Source organism: Martinezella tropici (assembly GCF_003287875.1).
GTDB classification, from domain to species: domain Bacteria; phylum Pseudomonadota; class Alphaproteobacteria; order Rhizobiales; family Rhizobiaceae; genus Rhizobium; species Rhizobium tropici_C.
This window is the reverse complement of sequence record NZ_QMKK01000030.1, coordinates 194667-217795: the sequence shown is the minus strand read 5'-3', so window position 1 is coordinate 217795 and position 23129 is coordinate 194667. Positions and strand designations below refer to the sequence as shown.

At 59.1% G+C, this 23129-nt stretch carries 16 protein-coding genes and 4 pseudogenes; 6 read left to right on the top strand and 14 right to left on the bottom strand.

The window, feature by feature from the left end:
• Nucleotides 1-26 precede the first annotated feature (26 nt).
• From DQ393_RS12520 to DQ393_RS12505, 4 genes and pseudogenes are all read right to left on the bottom strand, one after another.
• On the bottom strand, nt 27-2171 hold the full coding sequence (locus DQ393_RS12520; RefSeq protein ID WP_112342093.1) for a TonB-dependent receptor: 2145 nt from the start codon (nt 2169-2171) through the stop codon (nt 27-29).
• Nucleotides 2172-2371: 200 nt separating this feature from the next.
• Nucleotides 2372-2823, bottom strand: a pseudogene (locus DQ393_RS12515) (DJ-1/PfpI family protein); the annotation flags it as partial.
• A gap of 49 nt (nt 2824-2872) precedes the next feature.
• A complete protein-coding gene (locus DQ393_RS12510; RefSeq protein ID WP_112342092.1) occupies nt 2873-3928 on the bottom strand; it encodes an NAD(P)-dependent alcohol dehydrogenase in 1056 nt (351 codons plus the stop codon).
• 10 nt (nt 3929-3938) lie between these two features.
• The gene (locus DQ393_RS12505) at nt 3939-4370 is read right to left on the bottom strand and encodes a GlcG/HbpS family heme-binding protein (RefSeq protein WP_112342091.1); all 432 of its coding nucleotides are present in this window, start codon (nt 4368-4370) and stop codon (nt 3939-3941) included.
• Between the two features lie 304 nt (nt 4371-4674).
• Here DQ393_RS12505 and DQ393_RS34110 point away from each other — a divergent pair.
• Nucleotides 4675-4977: pseudogene (locus DQ393_RS34110) on the top strand (winged helix-turn-helix domain-containing protein); the annotation flags it as partial.
• A 93-nt stretch (nt 4978-5070) separates the two neighbouring features.
• Here the strand turns inward: DQ393_RS34110 and DQ393_RS33815 are convergent.
• Nucleotides 5071-5388, bottom strand: coding sequence for a hypothetical protein (locus DQ393_RS33815; protein WP_245430333.1), 318 nt, complete (start codon nt 5386-5388; stop codon nt 5071-5073).
• A gap of 168 nt (nt 5389-5556) precedes the next feature.
• On the opposite strand from DQ393_RS33815, the gene DQ393_RS12500 reads away from it, so the two are divergent.
• The gene (locus DQ393_RS12500) at nt 5557-7524 is read left to right on the top strand and encodes an ATP-binding protein (protein WP_245430332.1); all 1968 of its coding nucleotides are present in this window, start codon (nt 5557-5559) and stop codon (nt 7522-7524) included.
• Nucleotides 7521-7688, top strand: a complete 168-nt coding sequence (locus DQ393_RS33405; protein ID WP_181592334.1) for a hypothetical protein — start codon at nt 7521-7523, stop codon at nt 7686-7688. Before DQ393_RS12500 ends, DQ393_RS33405 begins: the two co-directional genes overlap by 4 nt.
• On the opposite strand, the gene DQ393_RS12495 is transcribed toward DQ393_RS33405, so the two are convergent.
• Nucleotides 7678-8484, bottom strand: coding sequence for a GNAT family N-acetyltransferase (locus DQ393_RS12495; protein WP_112342089.1), 807 nt, complete (start codon nt 8482-8484; stop codon nt 7678-7680). The genes DQ393_RS33405 and DQ393_RS12495 overlap by 11 nt on opposite strands.
• 289 nt (nt 8485-8773) lie before the next feature.
• Between DQ393_RS12495 and DQ393_RS12490 the strand changes: the two genes are divergently transcribed.
• Nucleotides 8774-11506: an ATP-binding protein gene (locus DQ393_RS12490; protein ID WP_112342088.1), complete on the top strand. Its 2733-nt coding sequence runs from the start codon at nt 8774-8776 to the stop codon at nt 11504-11506.
• A 10-nt stretch (nt 11507-11516) separates the two neighbouring features.
• Here the strand turns inward: DQ393_RS12490 and DQ393_RS12485 are convergent, their stop codons facing one another.
• The 3 genes from DQ393_RS12485 to DQ393_RS12475 all read right to left on the bottom strand — a co-directional run bounded on the left by DQ393_RS12485 (nt 11517) and on the right by DQ393_RS12475 (nt 14046).
• Nucleotides 11517-12146, bottom strand: coding sequence for a pyridoxamine 5'-phosphate oxidase family protein (locus DQ393_RS12485; RefSeq protein WP_112342087.1), 630 nt, complete (start codon nt 12144-12146; stop codon nt 11517-11519).
• A gap of 54 nt (nt 12147-12200) precedes the next feature.
• Nucleotides 12201-12878, bottom strand: a complete 678-nt coding sequence (locus DQ393_RS12480) for an isochorismatase family protein (protein ID WP_112342086.1) — start codon at nt 12876-12878, stop codon at nt 12201-12203.
• A gap of 196 nt (nt 12879-13074) precedes the next feature.
• A complete protein-coding gene (locus tag DQ393_RS12475; RefSeq protein WP_112342085.1) occupies nt 13075-14046 on the bottom strand; it encodes an alpha/beta fold hydrolase in 972 nt (323 codons plus the stop codon).
• Nucleotides 14047-14729: 683 nt separating this feature from the next.
• On the opposite strand from DQ393_RS12475, the gene DQ393_RS12465 reads away from it, so the two are divergent.
• A complete protein-coding gene (locus DQ393_RS12465; protein WP_112342084.1) occupies nt 14730-14933 on the top strand; it encodes a hypothetical protein in 204 nt (67 codons plus the stop codon).
• Nucleotides 14934-15150: 217 nt separating this feature from the next.
• Here the strand turns inward: DQ393_RS12465 and DQ393_RS12460 are convergent, their stop codons facing one another.
• Entirely contained in the window at nt 15151-15447 is a 297-nt protein-coding gene (locus tag DQ393_RS12460) for a PRC-barrel domain-containing protein (protein WP_112342083.1), read from the bottom strand.
• Nucleotides 15448-15642: 195 nt separating this feature from the next.
• Between DQ393_RS12460 and DQ393_RS34305 the strand changes: the two are divergent.
• Nucleotides 15643-15738: pseudogene (locus tag DQ393_RS34305) on the top strand (IS200/IS605 family transposase); the annotation flags it as partial.
• 98 nt (nt 15739-15836) lie between these two features.
• On the opposite strand, the gene DQ393_RS12450 reads toward DQ393_RS34305, so the two are convergent.
• From DQ393_RS12450 to DQ393_RS12435, 4 genes and pseudogenes are all read right to left on the bottom strand, one after another.
• On the bottom strand, nt 15837-17669 hold the full coding sequence (locus tag DQ393_RS12450; RefSeq protein WP_112342082.1) for a methyl-accepting chemotaxis protein: 1833 nt from the start codon (nt 17667-17669) through the stop codon (nt 15837-15839).
• A gap of 218 nt (nt 17670-17887) precedes the next feature.
• Nucleotides 17888-18102 (bottom strand): annotated as a pseudogene (locus DQ393_RS12445) (IS6 family transposase); the annotation flags it as partial.
• 128 nt (nt 18103-18230) lie between these two features.
• A complete protein-coding gene (locus DQ393_RS12440; protein ID WP_112342081.1) occupies nt 18231-20453 on the bottom strand; it encodes an MGH1-like glycoside hydrolase domain-containing protein in 2223 nt (740 codons plus the stop codon).
• Nucleotides 20454-20456: 3 nt separating this feature from the next.
• The gene (locus tag DQ393_RS12435; RefSeq protein ID WP_112342080.1) at nt 20457-23129 is read right to left on the bottom strand and encodes a carbohydrate-binding protein; all 2673 of its coding nucleotides are present in this window, start codon (nt 23127-23129) and stop codon (nt 20457-20459) included.

Sequence of the window (23129 nt, the reverse complement as noted above, 5' to 3'; positions counted from 1 at the left end):
GCCTGCCTTGGCTGCTGTCGGCCGCCTCAGAAGTCCGTGGTCATCGATACCTTGAAGGTGCGTGGCGCACCCTGGGCGATCGTGCTGAAGCTTGCGACACCGGACCAGTAGTCCTTATCGAACACGTTTTCGACGGAGGCCCGGAATGTGACGGGCCTCGTTTCGATTTCCGTCTTGTAGCGCGCGCCGAGGTCAAGCCGCGTCCAGGAAGGGATCTTCAGCGTGTTCGTCGTGTTGATATATTGTTCGCCGGTTTGAATGACATTGGCCGTCAGCGTCAGGCCTTCCAGGAAAGACGCGTCCCATTCGGCTCCGATATTGGCCTGGATCTTGGGTACGCCGACCGGGCGCTTGTCACGGGTCGAAGCGCTCGACGTATTCGTCAGTTCGCCATCCATCAGCACCAGACCGCCAAGCAAGCGCAGATCATCCGTCACCTCGCCAAAGACGTTGAATTCAACGCCGCGGTTGCGCTGTTCCCCACCAGCGGTGAAGACCTGGCCGCCGCCGCCTGGTTCCAACTGGCCGAAGGGCTTCTCGATCTGGAATGCGCTTACGGTCATGGCGATCTGTCCGAAGTCGATCTTGGTGCCGATCTCGTATTGGGTCGTCTTGTATGGAGCGAGCGTTTCGCCCGCATTGATGGCCGTGGTGGGAGCCGTATCGCCTATGCTCAGGCCCTGAGCGTAATTGGCATAGAAGGAAACCTTTTCCCAGGGGCGGACAACAAGGCCAACGAGCGGCGTGACGGCGTCTTCATCCGAGGACGACGACACGGCACCTGTTGCTGCATTGAAATTCTTCGAGTCGATCTGCTGGAAGCGGCCACCAAGCGTGAGCTGTACACGCTCGTCCAGCATCGACAACGTATCCGAAAGGCCGATGCCGGACAGTCTGGCCTCCGAAACCTTCGGCACGGAACGTGGATCGGCTACGAATTGTTCTATGCGACGCACAGGGTCGTACATATTGCTCAGCTGAGCAGTGCCTGAAACGATCGCACGATTAAGGCTCTGGTGGAGATAGCTCGCTTGCAGGGTCATCGTGTGGGAGATCGGCCCTGTGTCGAACTTGGTGCGAATACCCGTTTCTGCCGTCAGTCTGTCGACGTCGAAAATCGCATTCTGTGGCGTGATGCTGACGTCGCCCGCCGAGTTCAGGATGGTGGGCAGGCCAAAAAGGCGATGCACGTGAGAATTGCCGCCGCCTAAAGCGCCAAACCAGGTGATATCGTCGGTCAGGTCATATTCGACCCTGCCCAGGACCGAGCGGTCCGCACTCTTCGACCACTCCCACGGTTCCTGGACATTGAGCGATCCGTCGGGTGCGTCGGGCACGACCAGTCCTGTCGTTTGAAGGAAGGGACGCTGAGGTGCGTCGAGAGTTTCGCGCTGTCCGATCACGTCGAGCGTGGCTCGGAGATTTTCCCCCTGATAATCGAGAGCCAAGGCTCCGATGTAAAAGTCCCGTGTCTGATCATCGATCGGCGTGTCACCCCCATGGACGCTGCCGTTCAAACGAATACCGAATTGCCGTTCATCGCCGAACCGGCGCGACACGTCGACATGGGTACCGCCCTGAAAATCGGAAGCGTAGTCTGTCGTCAGCCGCGTCAAATCCTTATCGAGCGCTCGCTTCGGAACGATATTGATCGTGCCGCCGACAGCGCTGTTGGGAGAAATGCCGTACAGGAAAGCTGTCGGACCCTTCAGCACCTCGACCCGCTCGGCATAGTCGGTGAAAACACGGTAGGTGGGAGCGATACCGTAAATCCCGTCAAATGCGATTTCGCCGGCGTTGCCTTCGCCGACCGGAAAGCCCCGGATGTAGAACGAATCCAACAGGCCGCCAGAGGAGTGCGTGTTTCTGACAGACGGATCGTTGTCCATTAACTCGCCCACGGTCTGGGCACCCTTGTCTTCGATTAACTCGGATGTATAGCCAGTCACGTTAAAGGGGGTTTCCATGAAATCCCGGTTTCCCAGCGCCCCCAATCGTGCCCCCTTCGCGACCTGACCGCCTGCATACTCTTCCGGCAGAGTTCCGATCGTGGACGTGGCGTTTTTTGTCCCGGTAATCACTATTGGCGCCAATTGCGTGGCATCCTGCCCATATGCGGCACCGCTTGCCACAGCGCTCATAGCGACTGTGCAGCCTAACATAAACTTCATGTAAAAATCCCCTAATCAGTCGGCGCCTGATCCCACGAACTGCGGCCATCGGCACAACTACCGCTAAGTAACATGATAAAAAATGTCAAGATTTATAAAGCCACATATGTGTGCTTGAACGGGCGTTCCCTTGATGATCGATGCGTCTACATCTGTCTCCTGGAATCGGACACAGTTTCGCGAAAACGAGCCGCAAAGCATCGCGCTCCGCGCACGAACGGCGTGCCGTCACCGAGATCGACGCCAAGCAGAGCAAAGGGGCCGTGGCAAACGGTGGTCACGAGCTTTCCGGTCGTCCAGGCCCGCACGATCGCCTGCTGGACCTCCGCATTGCGCTGGATGTCGACCGTAGGTCCGAGGCCGCCGGGCACTAGAATGGCATCGTAGTCGCCGGCATCCACCTCGGAGAGTTTGCGGCTACGATTGAACCGGCGAAAGGCCTTGCTCTCGAAGAACGCCTTCTTGGCAGGGTCGTTATCGTCAAACGCGCCGTAGGGGCCATCGGTCGGCGGGCGAGGCGAGTTCAATCGCGAAGCCGGCGTCATCCAGCACGTCGAAAGGATGGGCGATCTCTGCAAAGAAGAAGCCGGTCTTGCGACTTTGGGGATCGATTAGCTGCGTTGGTAACGATGAACAGGACATGCTGGGTCATGATCATCTCCCAAACATGTGGCTCGACTTTATTGTCGCGATCCATGCTGTCAGAATGTGACGACCGCCCGACCGACGATCTTATTGTCCCGCATGAGATCGATATATTCGTTGATATCGTTGAAGGAGATCATCTTGATCGTGTGCTGGATCTTGCCCTCTGCCGCGAGTGCCATGACCTCGATGAGATCAGCATTGTTTCCCCAGAAAGAGCCGTGAAAAGTCTGCTCCCCGTGGACGCGTGGGAACAACGGAATGTTGATCCGGTCGCCGATGAAGCCGACATCGACATAATGCCCGCCGATCGCGAGACGTGAGAAGGCGAGCTGCATCATTTCCGTAGCACCCGCGCAGTCGATGATCGCGTCGAACTTGTCCTGGCCGGTCGCCTTCTTAAGCTCCTTTCCCACATCGTCGGAGGACTTGCCTTCGAGCGCGATGATGTGGTCGGCGCCATATTTCTTCGCGACCTGGAGTTTCTCCTCGTTCCTCGCGACGGCGACGACAGGGCCGCCTGCGCCCAGCAGCTTGGCATATTGGACGGCATAAGCGCCAAGGCCACCGATGCCGAATACGCCGATCACCCGGTCGGGTCCGAGCCCGCCGGCATCGCGGATCTTCTTAAGCCCGCGGTACGGAGTTAGCCCGGCGTCCGTCAGTGGTGCAAGCTGCTCGAACTTGAGATGCTTGGCGACCTTGATCGCATAACGCGCCGGTACGGGGATATACTCGGCAAAGCCGCCATAAGGACCAAAGCCTGGCCAGCGGACATTCGGGCAGATGTGCGTGTTGCCGACTTGGCAATGCTTGCAGACGCCATCGCCCCAGCCGGGGGACACAACCACATGGTCGCCTTCCTCAAGCCCTGCGGCCTTGGCCACGACGCCGCCGATCTTATCGACCGTGCCGGTAATCTCATGGCCAGGAATAACGGGGGGCGGAATATCGCCATAGCCCTGAAAAAAGCCATCGATCAGCAGCACGTCCGAACGGCACATGCCGCAGGCGGCGACCTTCACGAGAATCTCGTCGGGCTGAATGTCCGGAACCTTGATGTCCCCGAGGACGAGGGGCCTCTTGTATTCTAGAATGCGCGCAGCTTTCATCACTGGTCCTTCACGATGTTGGATTCGTAGTGATCGCAGCGACCGCCGCTTCGGCGACCGCGATGTCCTGCTCGATCGAACCGGCGCTGGTCCCGACGGCACCGACGATCTGGTCGTCGATCGTGACGGGCAAACCGCCGCCGAAAATCACGACATGACCGCCATTGCTCTGCTCTATCCCGAACAGCGGCCCTCCGGGCTGTGCCAGTTCAGCGAGAAATTCAGTCGTCTTGTTGAACATTCGTGCCGTCTTCGCCTTACCGATGGCAAGATCGATGCTCCCTTCGAGCGCGCCGTCCTGACGCGCGAATGCGATCAGCGCGCCACCTGCATCGACCACGGCGATGTTGTAGGGAATGCCAAGGTTGGCCGCCTTTGCCTCACCCGCCTCAAGCATCTGCTTGGCGTCCGATAATGTCAGTGTGCTGAGCGTGCGGGGCATGCCCTATGTTCCTCGATTAATCCGGATCCAGGCACAAACAATCATGGCCAACAATGACCACCGGAAGCTCAAACCTGCTGAATAAAGTCGGACCTGCGCAAACCCCGCGGGATTTCCTTCACCTGATCGGCCCGCCACCTTGATATCATCGCGGCACCGACATGGTCGGTTAAAAAAGGTGAATTTGCTGGTATAAGGCTATTAGGCTCGGAATAGCCCGAAATTCATTCGGCGGCCTGTCGTCGTCAGAGCGCGCATCTGCGACGCATTGCGCCCTCGCAATTGCCGCCGCGAAGGGGGGATAGTGGAAGGGGCTGATGCGATCGATGCCACGACCTATTGCTTCGGCAACTGCCGTTTCACGCCCGCTCGGCAATCGCTGCTTTGCGGCGATATTCCGATCCGCCTCGGATCGCGCGCCATGGATTTGCTTCACGCGCTTGTGCGCCGGCCAGGCCAGGTCGTCAACAAGAACGAACTCCTTAACGCGGCGTGGCCCAACCTGTTCGTCGAGGAAAGCAACCTCAAGGTCAACATTGCTGCTCTGCGCCGCGCGCTGCAGGCCAACGGCATTGATGTTCCCTGCATAGCGACCGTCCCGGGGCGGGGGTATCGCTTCATTGCGCCACTGACGGTGCTGGGTCCACGGGAGGCAACGCTTCCCGCGTCGATCAAGGAGATTGACGGGGCGCTTCCGCCGTCAAAGCCGCTGGTCGGACGCGCCGATGCGCTGGCGGGAATTGTCGAGGCGCTGCGCCAAACCCGGCTGCTGACGATCGTCGGCCCTGCCGGCGTCGGCAAGACCAGCATCGCTATCGCAGCCGCAAGAAACATCGGTGACACCGAGGCGCAAGCCGTGTGCTTCGTTGACCTGGCTGCGATCGAGAATGGACAGCTTGTCGTCCTGGCCATCAGCCGCGCGCTCGGCATCGAAAGCCAGCCGATCGATGCGCTGGAAGGTCTCGTTGACGCGTTGCGCGACCAGAACCAGCTTCTGGTCCTCGATAATTGCGAGCACGTCTTAGCGACCGTAGCCGGCATAACCGATCATCTGAACCACGCATTGCACAGGCTGAATATCATCGCGACAAGCCGCGAGCCATTACGATGCAGGTTCGAGACGGTCCATCGGCTTCCCCCTCTGCAGTGTCCGCCCGAGGACGCGTTTCTGGATGCCGGGTCGGCAATGGCCTTTTCGGCGATCGAATTGCTGGTTCGGCGTGCAGAGGCGCATGGCTATCGACTGAAGGACGCGGATGTCCCGGCGCTCGCGAGTTTGAGCCGGCGTCTCGACGGTATTGCGCTGGCGATCGAACTGGCGGCTCCGCAACTCAAGGAAAGCGGTCCCGCAGGGCTGCTGCAAATGCTTGAGCGTGACTTCGAAGCGTTGGCATCACGCGGAAATGGCATGTCCCGACACAAGACGCTGACGGCGACGCTCAGCTGGAGTTACCGGCTGCTTTCGGAGAGCGAGGCGCGGCTACTCCGTCATCTTTCGCTTTTTGGCGGCACCTTTGCGCTCGATGATGCCATCGACGCCTTCGGATATCTGGCGGATGAGCAGGATGTCACCGCGTGGCTGGAAGCCCTCGCGGCCAAATCCATGGTGTCGGTCAACTACACGGGGAGGCGTCGCCGATACCGGTTGCTCGACAGTACACGAGCTTTCGCCAACGAACGGCTGATTGCGCAGGGCGAGCAACAGGTCGCGATGATCGCATATGGCCGCTTCATTCTCGCGTTGTTCGAAAGAGCAGAAAAAGAATGGACGTGGCGGCCGCGCGAAGACTGGATGGCGCTCTATGGCGGCTGGAGCGCGGACCTCCGTCGCATGATCGATTGGGCTTATCGCTCGGAAGGACAGGCCGAACTTGGGGTGCGGCTAACCGTTGCCGCTTTGCCGTTCTGGGTAGAATTCTCGACGATGGTGGAAAGCGGGTCACGGGTCGAAAGCGCGCTGTCCGTGCTGGACGACCTGCCCGGTGATCACCTTCTGCTCCGCATGAAGCTGGTCGCGGCCTATGGTTGGAATCTTTGTTATCGCTATCCTTTCGGTGATGAACTCGAGGTAACTTGGACGAGGGGTTTCAAGCTCGCTTTGGAAGCCGGAAGCGTGGAACACTGTCTTCGAACCAAGATGGGCCTGGCAATGGTGCAGACCGCCATGGGCTTTCATCAAAGGGCGTTTGAGACGATTGCCGATCTCCGCCGCTTCATGGCGTCCGTAGGCGATTATTCCGCGGCTCCCAATGCCGATCGGGAGTTGTTTACGTGCGAATTCTATCAAGGGAACATCAGATCCGGGCATGCGGGTCTCGAGCGTCTGGCTCGTGAGCATGCGACTTTCGGCAATGGCGGTCAGACCTCGAGATTCCAGATCGACAGGTTCGTCAATTTCCGAAATCATCTTTCGTTGTCCACTTGGGTGGTCGGCCAGCATCGGCGTGCACTTGAGATTGCGGAGGAAGCATTGAACGCCGCGCTGACTTTGAACCACGACTTGTCTTGCGCGCATTCGCTTGCAGTCGCGGCCACGCCAATAGCCTTGCTGTGCGGGCGAATTGATTTAGCGCAGGAACGAGCATCGCTGCTGGCCGAGCGCCTGAAGTCCCGCCAGATCGACACCTGGCCGCCATTCGCCCGCTTTCATCAGGCGGCGATTGATGCCGCACGCGGAGACGCGGAGGCGGTTCAACGGTTGAGGGATGCAATAGCCGCCATTCGCGAGTGCAATTTTCTCATCCATTTACCCCTACGGTACGTGATGCTCGCTCACGCGGCGCTTTCGCACGATCAAGTCACGGTTGCTCGCCAGAGTATCGATGAGGGCGTGAACTACAGTCGGCAGCGCGGAGACCGATGGTGCGACGCCGAATTACTGCACCTTCAGGGTCTGGTATGCTGGCGGGATGGAGATGCAAACGGCGCGATGCGGCACCTTCGAGATGCGATAGACCTGGGTCGTGAGAGTGGCGCAATCGGATTTGCTCTGCGCGCGGCAACGAGCCGCGTCAAGCTTGCGAAGGAGATCGGCGATCCTGTATTGGCCCTGGCGGAGCTGAAGGACATCTGCGACCGCTGCGACAGCAGCGGCAGCGCGGATATTGCCGCCGCGCATGATGCGCTCGCGTCAACTCATGCTCAAACGACATGAACAATCCGACCACCGGAGACCTTCAACTTTCTGCCGCGGACGCCACCGAAACCGTCGAAACCGGCCGCACGATCAAGAGCAAAGCTGGCACCACGGAGATAATCCCGACCTCAATGATTGCAAATTGGAGTGCGTTGCCCGCGCCAGACATCGTCACAGAATGAAGTTGCTGCGGTTATAGAGATGCACGAATCCCATTTTTGCCAGGTTGGCGTTCGAAATGTTGGCCTTTTCAGGCGAGGGGACCTCGGTTTCGACCACGAAAGTCGACACGCCACGGACCGTGCCTTCTTGTAAGCGAGCGTGAATCAAGGCTTTCTGCGCACCCCGGTTTCGAAAGCTCGGAACCGTCGTTCCCCCGCCGAGCCAGGCAAAAGATCCTGAAACAAACATTGTTCCAGTTCCAACGGGTGTTTCTCCGTCCAACGCGAAGAAGCACGACCATCCGTCTCTTCCAACGATTGCGGCCCATAGCGCGGTGAGGCTTTCGGGAAAACCAAACCCGGCGCACATCATAGCGCCGAATGCCTCGGCTTCATCGCGCAAAACTTTGCGTGTTTTTACAGGTCCTGCCGGTGGAAGAGACATAGCGTGTGCGTTTCGCCCCAGTTTTGCCCACCCAGGACCATGCGGGACCAATCCTTTCGACTGGATCCAATGTCTCAACTCGTCGGACGCAGTGTCGATGTTGACCTGCAAAAATCGATTCCCCTCCTTTTTGCGCATCCAAGTGTATGCTTCGTCGAGGTTTTCCGGCGCCGTGAGACCGAGGATGCGATTGAGGCCGAGGGCAGGCGCGCGTGGAAGTGAGATCGTGCATCCGCCATTGATGGAAACGCACTCGAATCGTTCCTCATCCGGCAATCGCCCATGGGAGGCCTGATGCAGATCAATGAACGCCTTGGCCTCAATGGCATCTTCCATCGTAGGGCAGGGGTGATCAGAAGAACAAGGATTCAAGAGAGTGCTCCTAAGCCAGAAACCTCGCTGGGGCGGGATAAGGGGATCATTCGCTTCAGGACGGGAAATAGCAGCTGCAATTTTCTGCACATGGGTCTCAATCGTCAAATGGCAAGTGTTGAGCAATTGCACCCTATGCCATCGGCAGGTCTCTCTTATATCTGATTTGAAAGAGCCATAAATCTCGTTGCGACCCGCATTGCGCGAGTTTGCGACGATCTCTCCGTACGGCTTGCAAATAGGCTAGTGCGGTGTAAAGTCTAGCTTTTTACGGGTATGTGAGGTCGTAGTGACGAATGACGGCAGTGCTTTGCCGAAGCAAAGCGCCTATCAGTTCGGCGATTTCCGGTTGCTGCCCGAGGCCCAAGCCCTCCTGCACAAGGGGAAGCCTGTCCCCCTCGGCGGGCGAGGTTTCGATATACTGACGCTGCTCGTAGCGCGGGCTGGCGAGGTGGTCAGCAAAGCCGATCTGTTCGCGCATGTTTGGCCTGACTACTTTGTTCACGACCATAACTTGAAGGTCAATGTCGGCAATCTCCGACGTTCGCTGGCTGAACTCGATCCTGTCACGGAGTACATCACAACCATCACAGGGCGGGGATACAAGTTCGTCGCCGCCTTGGAAATCGACCGCCCGGCGCCAGCACGGCAAGTCGTTTCAAGCACAAGTCACCATATCGCTGCTCCTCGAGCGCGGCAGCTTCTCGGCCGCGAAGACGCGATCCGACAAATCTCCGAGAAGCTCGATCAACCGGGTTATGTCACCATTGTTGGGCCGGGCGGAGCCGGAAAAACGTCTCTTGCGGTCGCGGTTGCTCAGCAATCCGGTGGGGCAGGCGAGGCCGTTGCCTTTGCGGACCTCTCTACACTCAGCGATCCGCGATTTGTGGTGCCGGCGATCGCGTCCGCTTTCGGTGTCTCCCTCGGATTTGACGATCCTATTGCAGGCGTGATCGAAGTCCTTCGCAGTAACAAGTTAATTCTAGTTGTAGACAATTGTGAGCACGTCATTGCGATGGCGGCAACAGTTGTCGAGCGGATATCAGCGGAACTTCCTGCTGCCCGTATCATTGCAACCAGCCGCGAGCCACTACGGACGCGGCACGAGCAGATCCATTTCCTCACCGGACTCGCTTATCCGGACCAGACGACGGCGCTTTCCACCGGCGACGCGCTGCAGTTTCCCGCGATCCAGCTGTTCATTTCAAAGGCGTGCGGTTCAGGCAACCTCGAGCCTTCCGACGATTATGTCCGAAGCGTCGTTTCGATCTGCACACGCCTGGACGGGTTGGCACTAGCCATCGAACTGGCCGCCGGCACCGCCAGTGCCCTTGCACCCTCGGCGCTCGATGACCTCTTCAAGGATGGCTTCGATACCATGAATCGGGGAGCGAGGGATGCACCCTTGCGCCACCAATCTCTGGAGGCGACCCTCGACTGGAGCTATCGGCTTCTTCCTGACCGCGAGGCTGTATTGCTCGGTCTGCTTTCGGTGTTTTCAGGTCGGTTTAGCACTGAGGACGTGGAGGCCATGTATTCTGCCGGCGCGCTCGAGCCTATGACCGGGCGGGATGCACTGTCACAGCTTGTGGCCAAATCGCTTGTTTCGGCGGAGTATGATGGTTCCACTATGTACTATAGGCTTGCCGAAAGCACTGGCACCTATGCCGCGCGGCGTCTGTTAGGTTCACCCCACACGGGGAAGGCAAGACGCCAATTCGCCGTTCGAACAAGGGACAAGCTGCAGATTGCCGAACGGGAATGGTCATCGCAGACGTCTCGTGAATGGCTCGGGAAGTATCGGAGGCAGATCGATGACGTGCGTTCTGCGATCGGCTGGGCGTTCGATCCTGCAGGCGACGCCGCATTGGGTGCCGAACTGGTGGTCGCTGCATTGCCGCTTTGGCAAGAGCTTTCCGCTTTCAGAGAGATGCTGGAGGCCATCGATCTTGCAAGCTCGAACAGCACTGCCCTGGTAGGGCTTGCATCGTCGGGGCGAACAAAGCTGTCGACCGCACGGGCCTGGGCCATGACACTTGCGCGCCATATGCACCCGCAAACCGACGACGCTTGGCGCGAGAGCATTTTTCATGCGAACGGGTCGCGCGATGCCGAGTTTCAGGTACGCGCGGTCTGCGGACAGGCCGTCTTTCTGGCCTATTCTGGCCGGCCGCGTACGGCGCTACGCAGCATGAACGATTTTGCAGCGGCAAAGGGTTTGGACTGGGCGACCGCGCCTGACGGGAAGCGACTGTTGGCGCATATCCAGATCTACGCAGGTGAACTGGATTCGGCATCAGCCCATCTGGAGGCGCTGATGAATGATTGGGGACACGTGAAAGAAGGTTATGGGCTATCCAGGTTCCAGGTCGACTTGCCGGCCGGCATACGCCTATCTCTGGCGCTCGTGTCCTGGTTACGGGGTGATTCTGATCGCGCCTCCGATCTAGCCAGTCTGGCGATCGAACGTGCTGTCGATCTTGACCACATGATTTCCCTTGGCAATGCGATCTCTCTGGCGGGGTTGCCGATTGCTTTCGTGGACGGCAATCTCGAAACCGCTTCGCAGCTTCAGCTGCAGCTGGCCGACGTCAGCCGCCGTGAGAGCGTCGGCATTTACGAGGGGACAGCCACGTTTTTCGCCGGCGCCATCCAGTCGGCTCGGGGTGACAAAGCAGGTTTCACCTTGATGCAGGACAGCATTACTGGATTGCTGCGGGGAAGCTGGCGTGCTCGCGTCCCATTCTACCGCAGCCTGTTGGCGGAGGCCTATATAGCCGCCGGCGAGATGCAACTTGCCGAAAACAGCCTGCGCGCCGTACTTGGCGAAATCGGGATACGTGAGGAACGATGGTGGCATCCTGATCTCTGGCGCGTTGCGGGAATGATTGAAGCCGGAAACGCCCGCCCACACCATGCAACGCGCTATTTCCAGAAGTCCTTGGATAGTGCCGTTGCCATGGGGGCAGGCGCCGCGACCAGACGCACCCGCCTTGCCATGGCCGCAATGGATGTGCGCTGATCTTGGCGCCTCAATCTTTTGTGCGCACGTCAACGCGCTCGCGAAGCGACGCATTTTCCTGCTCGAGCTGGGTAACCTTGTCGATCAGATGTTGTGAGGCCGCGAGAAATTCGGCTTCCGTATATCGTGGCTCGATGTGCTGCGGACAATTCCAGTCGAACGCCTCAAGCTTGAGCTTGAAAATTCGTTCGGCCTTGGCTCGGTAATCACCGTCGGTGATGCTCGCCGTGAACACTGGATCCGCGTCGAGCGCCAGCTTTTCGGTGCGGGCATAAATCTTCAGGCGCGTGCGGGCGGGATAGTCCATCAGGAACAGGCATGTCCGGTCATTTTCCGCGAGATTACCGGTGCTGATATACTGGCGATTGCCACGGTAATCGAGGAAGGCAAGCGTGCGGTCGTCAAGCACTTTGAGAAAGCCTTTAGGCCCGCCGCGGTGCTGGACATAGGGCCAGCCCGTCTCGGAAACCGTGGCCATGTAGAAGCTGTCGCGCTGTGCGATGAATGCGGTTTCCCTTACGGAAAATCGGTCGAATTCGCGGTGTCCCGTGAAGTCGGACCACAGACGATCCGCTCCCATTTCCGCCTGCGCCCTGCGAACTGAAGGAGTGATTGCGATATCCATAAAACCATACGTCATATCAGTGAATCCTCATCGTGTTGTCGGCTCGAAGGGCGTCGGAAGCATACGGTGCTAGATTGCCCCTCTCGCGGCCTGCTGCGCACGTGCAAAGCTTTCGGCCACAGCAGCATAGTTGGGAGCGACGAGTCCATAGAGCTTGCCGAGTTCGGCAGCTTCCGGTCGCGCCCAGGTCCGGTGAAGCTCGGATACCAATGCGTTGGTCGATGTCGGCTTGACACCGCCTTGAACGAAACGGCCAAGGGAAATACGCGATGCCATTTCGCTCGGATCACCCGACGCATCGAGCACCGCATAGACGTCATAGCCAGCGGCGCGCGCGTCGAGCGCCGGGAACATCACGCAGACGCTGGTCCAGACGCCTGCCATGATGAGAGTGTTTCGGCCGGCCGCGCGGACCGTTGCGACGAAATCGTCATTGTCCCATGCGTTCACTTCCCCCTTGCGTGGCACATAGACCGCATGCGGAGCCAGTTCGTGAATTTCGGGTATCAGCGGACCATTGATGCCCGCAGGTTCCGACGCCGTGGTGATGACAGGGATGCTCAGGAGCGTGGCGAGCCTAGAGATCACCTCTACATTCCGGCGCAGGTCGGAGACGCATATGTCCTTGACTGTCTGAAAAAGTCCCAATTGCTGATCGAGCAGCAGGATCAGGGTGTCGGAGGGATCGATCAGGGCCGCGCCGCCACCCGTCGGAAGCACGCTTGGCTTGGATTTGCTATTATACATGATCATTATCCTTCTTTGGGATTGAGCTGCTGGGTCAGGTTTCGGGCGCGATCTCGCGATGCTGATAAAAATCCCGGAAGAGCGGATCATCGTTGAGCGCCTGGAAGCGGCTGACTAATACGGCAGAAACTGCGCCGACGACGTGACGGCGGATGCCGCGGGGGCCGGTGGCCCCGCGCTATGAATTAGCTAGGGATCAGTTGCAAACCTTGCGGTCCAGGAAGTCGCGGATGAGTGGCGCCATCACGTCGAGTTTGTCCTCAAGAGCGAAATGGCCGCTGTCGAGTATGTGCATCTCGGCGTTCGGAAGATCGCGAAGATAGGGATGCGCGCCGGACTCGGGGAAGATCTTGTCGTTCTTGCCCCACACGATCAGCGTCGGCGGCTGATGATCGCGGAAGAAGGCCTGGAACTGGGGATAAAGCGGTACGTTGCTGCCGTAATCGCCCAGGAGATCGAGTTGGATATCCTTGTTGCCAGGTCGATCGAGCAGGGCCTGATCGATGACCCAGTTGTCGGGGCTGATATGTGCCACATCGCCCATACCGTCGGTATACTGGAACTTTGTCGTTTCGAGCGTAACCAGGCCGGCGAGTGCTTCCCGACGTTCCGGCGTCTTTTCGGCCCAGTAGGCCTTGATCGGGTCCCAGAATGCGGCGAGGCCTTCGGTATAGGCATTGCCGTTCTGCACGATCAGGGTTTCGACCCGCTCCGGATGTTTCAGCGCCAGGCGGTATCCGATCGGTGCGCCGTAATCCATGACGTACATGCTGTATCGATCGGCTCCGACCTTTTCGGTCAGCTTGTCGACGATGTTGGTCAGGTTCGCGAATGTGTAGGAAAACTTGGTGTGATCGGGTGCGTCACTCTGGCCATAACCGGGATAGTCCGGTGCGATCACGTGGTAGCGGTCCGCGAGCAGTGGAATGAGATTGCGGAACATATGTGACGAGGTGGGAAATCCGTGCAGGAGAAGGAGGACCGGTGCGTCCTTCGGGCCGGCTTCACGGTAGAAGACCTTCACACCGTCGATGATCGTGTTTTTGTACTGAATGAGGGGAACAGCCTTTGCGGCGATGACAGCGTTGTTCGGCACGCAGCGCGCTTCGGCAGCTACGGGAGAGATGGCCATAAGAAGTGCGACAGTAATGAGAAGATGTTTTTTCATGATGCTTTCCCTCTTCAAGAATGAGGGCCGATCCACATCAGCGCCTCTGGAAAAGGACTAGCATTGCCGGTCGTCGGACCTGGGATAAAAAAAGGTAAAAAGTTGGACGGTGCGCCATGGCTGACCCGTGTCAAAGCGCTGGAAGCGATTGCTCGTCTATCCTTCGTCTTGAGGGCGGATTGCGTGCATCGAGGCCGGTGACCGATGGTTTGAGGAGGAGATCCCGGAAGGGTTTCTGCCGATCGCGGTTTTTGCGCATCGTCCGAGATCGCCTTGCGTTTTGTTCAGCCCCCGCACGGACGATGAGTTCGTTACACTCTCTGAGGATGAGAACGAGGCCTTACCATCGAAGGAAAACCACCATGGCTGAATTCGCGTTGAACCCGGCCGCGTTCGGATCCTCACGCGGGGAGGGCGCGATTGGACCGATCGGTTTCCGATGATCGGCAAGAAGGCTGCGAACGTCGGCAGATCGCCATTTCGTTGCTGCCCGCTCGTAGGCTTCATCAATCTCGGAGCTTATATTAGACGCCGAGTTGTCTGTTGGGAACATTTGGGGAGCTTCGGAGTAATTTATTCAAGCGAGACATCTTTTAATCCGGACAAACGCTGAAACAGAACGATTCTGCCCAGCGCGGAATTGGAACCATTGAAAACTGTCCCTCAATTTGACGGAGAGTGCCGTGGCAAAGACTGCAAGAATTCCTGACGTCGTTCCCCATGATGATCATGTCCTCACGGCAAAAGAAGCGCTTGAGATTTCATTTCTCAAACTGGAGCAGGAGGTAGAAGTCCGCCTCGTCGCCGCGGCTCTACGTGCGGGATGGTCGGCAGACGAGGCGTTGGATGCCATCGATCAGCTGCGGGCCGAAGAAAGCGGACATTGAAACCGACGAATGAGGGAAGCGGACGAACGAGGCGCGGCCGTCGCGATCGACGTTTAAATCACGTCACCGTGTGACGAAAAATGGGAGCTATTATCGCCGCGCACCATTCTCGTTCTGCTCGGTGCAGCGAATGTGTCCGGCGCGCTTGGATATTTCTCGCGTATGGAAATCTCGGTTCGAAGGGGAGCTTCCCCATACGGAAGCTCCCTTCCAGTGTCTAATCGCGATGCTCGGGCATTGCCTTCAGCTGGTCCTTGGTCCAGGAAGTCACGCCATGGATCTCGCCGCTTTCGTCGCGCATGAAATCGAGATCGGTCCCTCGAACGGACACCGGCTTTGCACCGATACCAAGGAAACCGCCAACGTCGATCACGACGCTGCTGCCGACGCCGGCACCATGCACGTGGTCAACCGTACCAACCTTGTGGTCATCGGCATCATAGATCGATGCGCCTTCCAGATTGGCTTGTGTGAGTTCTTCTTCGGTCAGTCGTATGTGGTTGCTATGATCCATGACCTACTCCTCCATTGATTTCGGGCGTAATGTCGAGCGATGTGATTGGCGTTTGCGTTCCTGTGTGTCGGTGGACTTGGATTAATCGCCACCGGGCTTGGCCTTTCCTCTTTCGCTCATCACAAGAACGAACGGCCATGCGAAAGCTTTGTTCCGGGCCGCAATTTCGGGGGATCAATCCCCCACGCGCTGAAGGGCTACAATGAGCAGGTCGTCAGACAATATATCCGTAATCAGGAAAAGGCCGACAAAGCTTCCGACTTTGCCGACCTCTTCAATCGGAGCTACTAAGCGCTAGCAATACCGCTTCTAGCGGTTCAAGCGCAGCGTTTCAAATCTCCACCTCTGGTGGAGGTCATGACTAGGTTCAGCGGCGTGGTAAGGCCTGTTCAGCCTGCCCGTCGCATCTGATGGCCTATTCTATGTAGTTCGCTTGCAGAGCTATTGGTGCGGAAGCCTCGGATAAGATCCAGCAGGTCGCCAGTATCGTTGGCGAGAACTTCTGCCGAAGCGGTGGTTTCTTCCGCCATGGCGGCGTTCTGCTGGGTGGCGGTGTCGAGCTGGTTGAGCGCAGAGGAAATCGAGCGCAGGGTCGAATCCTGCTCCTGAGCGCTGTGCGCGATTTTCGAGACGATATCGTCGGCAGCGGTGATCTGGCTGGAAATCCGCTTTAGTGCCTCGCCGGTCTTACCGACCATTTGCACGCCCTGTTCAACCTGGCCGGTGGAGCGGGCGATCTGCTCCTTAATTTCCTTGGCGGCGGCGGCAGAGCGTTGAGCAAGTTCGCGCACCTCCTGGGCGACGACCGCAAAGCCCTTGCCGCTGTCGCCGGCGCGCGCCGCTTCCACGCCCGCATTGAGGGCCAGCAGGTTGGTCTGGAAGGCGATCTCGTCGATGACGCCAATGATCTTGGTGATCTCGGTGGCCGATTGCTCGATACCGCTCATGGCGGCGATCGCCTGCTCGACAATACCGTCACTCTGGCGCGCTTCCTGACTGACGGATGCGACGCGGCTTGCAGCTTCCCTGGCACCTTCCGCCGTCTGGCGAACCGCCACCGTCAGCTCATCGAGAGCTGCCGAGGTCTCCTCCAGATTGGCGGCCTGACGCTCGGTGCGTTGCGCAAGCTCGTTGGAAGCGCGACGGATCTCTTCCTTGGAAACACTGATGTCGGCGCCTTTCAGGTTGACGCGGCTCATGGCCTGTTCGAGGCGGGAAAGGGCGTCGTTGAAGTTGTGGCGCAGGCCCTCGTACTTTGGACCCAGATCGGCGCAGCGAACCGTGAGGTCGCCGACAGAGAGCTGCTCGAGCGAGGCGCCGATGGTGGCGACCACATGCGCTTGCTCTTCGGCTTCCTTGCGCTGAGCATCGAGATTGCGCTGGCGCTCGGCGTCCAGTTCGCGCTGCTGCTCTTCCTGCCGTGCCAGCATGGTATGGCGCTCGCGCACTTTCTCCTGCAGGGCCTTGGTCGCACGCGCCATCTTGCCCACTTCATTGCCCATGTCGGTGTGGGGAATGTCGAGGGTGACGTCTTCATCGGCCACGGCATTCAGCGCATCGTGGATGGCATTGAGCGGACGCGAAATACCTCGGATGATGAAATAGGCTGCGGCAATCGCCAGCAGGAACGCAAGTGCGGAGCCACCGACTATCTTGATGGTCGAATTGCGAATATCTTCTTTCAGATCGTCCGTATAAAGCCCGGTAATGATGACGATCTGCCAAGGTTCGAAGACTTTGGCATAACTTGCTTTGGAGTAGCTGCGGTCATTCGGGTCCTTGCCCGGCTTCGGCCCGATGAACTCGACATAGCCGCCGCCGGCCCGGCCCAGCCGAACGAGTTCGTCACGATAGGCAAAGCCGTTGGCGTCCTTCACGCCTTTGTTGCTTTGGCCGACACTCGGCGAGGTCGGATGAAAGACCAGCACGACATTGTAGTCGTATCCGTAGAAATATCCGTCCGGTTCGAAGGTCATCTTGTTGAGCTGGCCATAAGCCTGCTTCTTGGCTTCATCAAGCGACAATTGGCCTTTCTCGACCCGGCTTTGATAGTCCTTCAATACGGAGATAGCCGTTTCCACTTGCGTGCGCAGCATTTCATAGCGCTCATGGTAGATGGCCGTCGTTGAGGACCGAATCTGGAGAAATGTCAGGCCTGCGAAAGTCGTTATCATGGCTCCAACCAGCAAAAACAGCTGGAGCGAGATTTTCATGTTCTTCATCGATACCCACCGCGCTGAGTTGCTGTCGTGTCCGTCGCGAAGACTGGCGTCACATCGGCAACAATTCCTGCGCTTCCTGCGCATCACCGAACGCTACATGCATCCCAGATGCTAAGATTAGATTCTAAATTTAAACAAAAAAATAACTTGCTGAGATGAACTCACGGTAGAAAAAACGGGGTTTTCGTTTTTGAACGGTTGATGGGTAGATTGAGCCGGCCGGCTGAACGGCGGCGGATTTCGTGGCAAAGGCACGTCCGAATTTCTCAACCCATGACCGGATCGTCTGATGCGAAACGATGATCCCGCGTGCCGCCATCATGCCCTCAACCATCCGCAGGCTCAGAGGGAATCGGAAAGAGAGCCAGACGGCGTGGACGATAATTTCGGCGGGAAAGCAGTGGCTACGATAGAGCAGAGTACGGTTCGTTATGACCCGTCAGCGCATATCGATGTCCGAGTTTCGTTAAGTTGATGTGGTGGATGGCGCCCTCCGACGGCATCAAGAGAGGAGCCACCCACCATGGACGATATTACGACAATCGGGCTTGATATCGAGTGTTAAATCCGGCTTGTATCGGCTCCAACGAAAATTTCCAATTTGCGTGCTTCCGAAGAGGCGGCGATGGCTATGGTGAGAGGACCATCCACCCGCTCGGAAGGGATTGCGATGCGATCGATATATATGCCCATGACGTCATCTGCATCGAGCCCAGGAAAGATAAGGACACCGCCTGGGTCAACCGGCGAAATCGTCATACGAACGTGACCCGGCGCGATCGATAGGCCGGAAAGTCGAAGGGGGAGGCTGGTCTCGAGAAAAAGCTTGCCGTTTATCGAGAGCAATAGGCGGCCGTCTGCAATCCGAACGCTCATCGGTCCCGCCGGAGAGACGATCGTGCCCAAGTTTGCATCTCGCTGTCGGTTGCTGATCGTCCAACCATCCCAAGGGTCGACATCGACGACATCGGACATCGCCATGAGCGGCAACAGGCCTGCCCAGATATAGAAGGGATCGGTATCCCCCTGATCCATCGCCTCGCCGGTCCGCGAATTGTAATTCTCGGCCGCGATCCGCTTCCCTTCCCAGGACTTGAGGAAAAGTTCCTGTGATTGTGCTCTTAGCCTCTGCGCTTGCGGTTCAAGGCCGTAGCGCTTCAGGCCAAGCCAGACGAGATAGTTGACATTCGGCCAGATGCGGCCGCGCCAATAGACATTTTCTGCGTAAGCCGGATCGTTGCGGGTGGCGTTCGGAAGACCGAACTCACCGGCAAAGAGGCTGTTGTCCTGAAGATGAACCATCAGGTGGCGGGCCTGTTCGTCGCTCGCGGCACCACAGAGCAGCGGATAGAAGCTGGTGGGCGAGAGCGACTTGACGAAGGCGCCGGATCGCTGGCGGTTGGCGAAGATCCTGCGCTTGTCGTCCCAGAGTTCTTCACTGATCCGCTGGCGCAGCCCGGCGGCGATAGCCTCGAACTCTTCGACTTCGACAGTCTTGCCGAGAAAGGCGGCGAGCTTGGCGAGCATTTCGGCATCGAGTGCGACGACGCAGTTCAGGCCGAGATCAAAGGTTGAGAGGGAGCGCGTATTCGGGTCGTAGACCGCTTCGTCATGGGTGGCCGAATTGTCCATGCCGGTTTCGTTGCGGGCTCCGAAGGCGGTGCCCTTGTAGAGCGACTCACCGACATCGGATGTGCCGCAGGAAATCATGCCGCGGCGATCCGGATCACGGTTATCCCACCACCAACGATGAGCGCGGGCGACGACGTCGTAGCTCGCCTCGACGATCGAGCGCTCGCCGCTGCGTTGATAGAGATCCCAGAGAACGAGCGAGCCCAGCGGCGGCTGCGTGCGGTCGACCCATGCGTCATTCGATGTGACGATGCAGGCGACGTTGCCCTGCGGCGTCACGCCGGCAAAGGCGGCCGCGAGGTTTTCGCGGGCGATGTCCATGTCGAACAGGCCGGAGAGAAGCGCGGCATAGGTCTGGTCATTGTACCAGACGGCGAACTTGCCGAGGTTCCAGATGCGGGTGACGGCGGTGTAGGGCCGGTTGTTGGTCTCGTCCCAGATCGTGTTCCAGCCGACGATATCGCGAACCGCAGCGAGGAAGGTGTCTGTCTGATCGGCCACGGGCGCTGCCTTCCTGGCAAGGGCCGCCCGTGCCTTCTCGATGGCAAGATCGGCGCGGTCGGCGACGGCCGCCGCATAGCTGCCGTCGCGCATCATTTCGAGGTTGAAACGCAGTCCGATGACGGGCGCCGCATTGCTGCGGCTGGCGAGATAGAAATAGCCGTTCGCCTCGAAATCCTGCCTTAGATCGGCAATGCTGTCATGGCCGGTCACCTGCACCGGACTTTCGGCGCTGACGACGGCCACGAAGCGCTGGCCGATCTTGATGAGGGCGGCGCCCGCTGCCTCGTCGTAGGTGACCGTGGCACCGTCGGCGGAGATCGCCAGCGTCACCCAGAAGCGGAGCCCCCACTCAGCGGAGGCCTGTGCCCTCCAGCCGCCGGTAACCACGAAGGGATCAGGCTTGCTCCAGTGAAAGGAGAGGGTGGTGCCGGTATGCTCGGTCTCAAGCGAGACTTCCGAACCATCGAGCTCGTGCCGCCCGAGGCGAACCGTGTCGTGACGGGGCTCGATCGCGGAGGTCGTCCGGCTACGGCTTGAATAGAGCACCGGCGTCAGGCGCACGCCGAGCGGCAGGAAGACCATCTCGGCCGGCCGGTCGCTCCAGGTATTCCAGGCGCGATTGAGGGGAATGGTCGTGTGCTGAGGCATGTCTTACAGTCCTGAAAAGAAAAGGATGGGAGGCGCGCCGAGCCCTGCGGGATCGTCCTTGCCGCCCTTGAACGGCGTACTGGCATAATAGGCATTTGCCGCCGTGGAGGAGACCGAAATTTCCAGACGATGATCGCCCGGCTCAAGTAGCCCCAGATCGAAGCGGTAGGGGCGCCAGCCGCGTCTTCCCGCCGGGCGGCCATCGATGCTGACGCTGGCGGCGGTATGGACGATGGGCAGCTGCAGCTGGTAGCGCCCGGCATCGCCTGTGGTAATCGTCCGCGCATAGATTGCCGTGCCTGACACTGCGTCAAACCCCTGCGCATCCCAGCCGCGATCGACGCGGATATCGATCGGTTCGGAGTTTCCCTCGAAGCGCAGCCTCCACTGCTCGACAAGGGCAACGCCGACCCACTCCGTGCGATTGGGTGCCGAGGGTGAGAGTGCTAGCTTGCTTGCGGGCTCCTGGCTCGGGACAAGCCGCAAGCAGAGTAGTTCATGGGGTTCAAGGCTGATCGACAGATCAGATGATGTGCCGTGACGTGTTTCCGTGGCGGTGGCGCAATCCCATGATGCGATGTCAAAGCACGTATTCAGCGCGAAGTCTTCCGTTGTGGGCTCGGCGCTGTCGTTGAACAGCGCCAGTCGCCAGCCCGCCGCATCCTCGCCGATCCAGCGCCAGAACGTCGGCGCGGGATCCGTCAGCAAGATCGGTCCTCGCCGGGCGAAGGCCGACAGGAGCGCCTCGACGTCCTCGCTGGTGGGCAGTTGGGCGAGGCTCCTCGACGAAGGATTGTCGATTGAACATTCGCCGTCAAGCGGCACGAAATGGTCGCTGCCACCGGATGACCAAACGATACCTCCCGCAACGGTGAAACGTTCGAGAACGTGGATGGCTTTCAGGCCGCCGATCGTCGTGACGGCAGGCAAGATGACGGCATCGAAGGTCTGGCCGCTGATCGTGATCAGCGAACCGTCGATCGCGGCCTTACCAATAGCTTCCTCGGAAACGAAGAGGAAATCGATGCGCTTTTCCAGAAGCGCTCTGCACCAGGCGCCGACATGATCCGCATGCTCATGTCTTGGACCTTCCGCCAGCGCAGTGTGGAGCGGATAGAAAATAGCAACGCGCGTCAGCGGGCGCGCGGGCTCGATGAAGGCTGAGAGCCTTGCGGTCTCGTCGGCGAGCAGGTCGTGGAACGACCACCAAGGCTCAAAATTGATGCCGGGCGCAAAGTCGAAACGCGGATTGACGAAAGGGCAGGGCTCGGCGGTTCCGGCCGACAAGTAGAGCCCGTGCCAGATCGACTGGCGCATGCCCATGAAATGCATGCGGATCAGGTGCGCACGCAGGGTTTCGAGCGTCAGCTCCCATTGCCCGGCGGCTCGAAACGTGGTGCGTTCGGCGGTCGCGTAGGTCTCCAACATGCAGCGGCCGCGCCCGTTGGCGCGCGCAACCGAATCCGCGAGTTTCGGCGAAAGCTGCGGTATGAAATTGTTGGCGTCCGCCGCCGTCAGATGGCGGTAAGCGTCGATGCCGAAAAAATCGACGGCTGGCGCGATGCGCGGGTCGATGCCCTTGAAGGTGCCGTTGAGATCGAAACTGCCGACATGCGGCAGGATTTCGTGGCCGGTCAGCAGCAGATGCTTTTTCTCCGCCCAGACGCGCAACGTGCCGAAGAAGGCTTGGTTCATCTGCTGCGACAGGGCCGCATAGGACTTGGCGCGGATGACCGCCGTCTCCGGGCCGATATCGCCCACCAGCGAAAGCAGTGAAATGGCAAGCGGCCGGCCGGTATGATTGGCGAGCGAGCTGGCAAAGGCAGCCGAAAATGGCAGGCTGTTTTCCAGATTTCCGCTCTTCTGTTTCCAGCTGTAAAAGCCAGCAGCCGGTTGGTCGTAGAAAATCTGATCGACGGGATCGGGCAGGAGACCGTCGAGCGCCGATATCAATGGTTCCACACCATGGGTGATGAAGGCCTCGGCGGCCTCGGGCAGCAGATAATTGATGATGCGCGAGGTGCGGCTGCGGGCGCTGACGAAGACCGTAACCTTGAAACCGGCTGGGACGTCACCTGAGATCCGGAATGCGCAATCGTCGTCACTGGTGCCGGTAATCTCAACGGAACCGGAAAATACCAAGGCTTCGCCCGTGGATGCGACAGCCTCCGAGGGGTGGAGGGCAACAGCCTCGATCTGCCAGTCACACCAGGCGGGACGCCCCTCGTCATATTGCCAATCGAGAATGTCCTGGCCCATTCCCGCTGTCCAGGACGTGACGATGCCGCTGATCTCACCGGTCGCACCTGGCGTCTCGCACCAGAACAGATGCCGTTCGCGAAGCTCGTCACGGCCTTGCACGGTGCGTCCGGCCGCCTGGCCGCTGATCCAGTTATAGTCGTCATAGATGCCGACGCGCAGACCAAGTTCGCTTGCTACCTCCACCGCATCTCGGTAAGCGGCGACGAACGCTCTGGAGAGGTAATCCTCCCTCGGCATTGCCAGCCTGGCCTGAATGTAGATCCGGCCGAAACCCTTGGCGACGAAGTCCGCAAGCTGTTCCCGTGTCACCGCGCCGGAGGGGATCGAATGCCAAAACCAGTAGGCGGCCGGGCGGAATTCCGGGCCGGGCGACTGGAAGCTCTGATCGGTCGATATGTCCTGGCGTGGCGGCAT

Bases quoted from the DNA above. Each gene is read 5' to 3' on its own strand.
- DQ393_RS12520 (WP_112342093.1), bottom strand. From the start codon at position 2,171: ATGAAGTTTATGTTAGGCTGCACAGTCGCTATGAGCGCTGTGGCAAGC.
- DQ393_RS12510 (WP_112342092.1), bottom strand. From the start codon at position 3,928: ATGAAAGCTGCGCGCATTCTAGAATACAAGAGGCCCCTCGTCCTCGGG.
- DQ393_RS12505 (WP_112342091.1), bottom strand. From the start codon at position 4,370: ATGCCCCGCACGCTCAGCACACTGACATTATCGGACGCCAAGCAGATG.
- DQ393_RS12500 (WP_245430332.1), top strand. From the start codon at position 5,557: ATGGCCTTTTCGGCGATCGAATTGCTGGTTCGGCGTGCAGAGGCGCAT.
- DQ393_RS33405 (WP_181592334.1), top strand. From the start codon at position 7,521: ATGAACAATCCGACCACCGGAGACCTTCAACTTTCTGCCGCGGACGCC.
- DQ393_RS12485 (WP_112342087.1), bottom strand. From the start codon at position 12,146: ATGACGTATGGTTTTATGGATATCGCAATCACTCCTTCAGTTCGCAGG.
- DQ393_RS12480 (WP_112342086.1), bottom strand. From the start codon at position 12,878: ATGTATAATAGCAAATCCAAGCCAAGCGTGCTTCCGACGGGTGGCGGC.
- DQ393_RS12475 (WP_112342085.1), bottom strand. From the start codon at position 14,046: ATGAAAAAACATCTTCTCATTACTGTCGCACTTCTTATGGCCATCTCT.
- DQ393_RS12460 (WP_112342083.1), bottom strand. From the start codon at position 15,447: ATGGATCATAGCAACCACATACGACTGACCGAAGAAGAACTCACACAA.
- DQ393_RS12450 (WP_112342082.1), bottom strand. From the start codon at position 17,669: ATGAAGAACATGAAAATCTCGCTCCAGCTGTTTTTGCTGGTTGGAGCC.
- DQ393_RS12440 (WP_112342081.1), bottom strand. From the start codon at position 20,453: ATGCCTCAGCACACGACCATTCCCCTCAATCGCGCCTGGAATACCTGG.
- DQ393_RS12435 (WP_112342080.1), bottom strand. From the start codon at position 23,129: ATGCCGCCACGCCAGGACATATCGACCGATCAGAGCTTCCAGTCGCCC.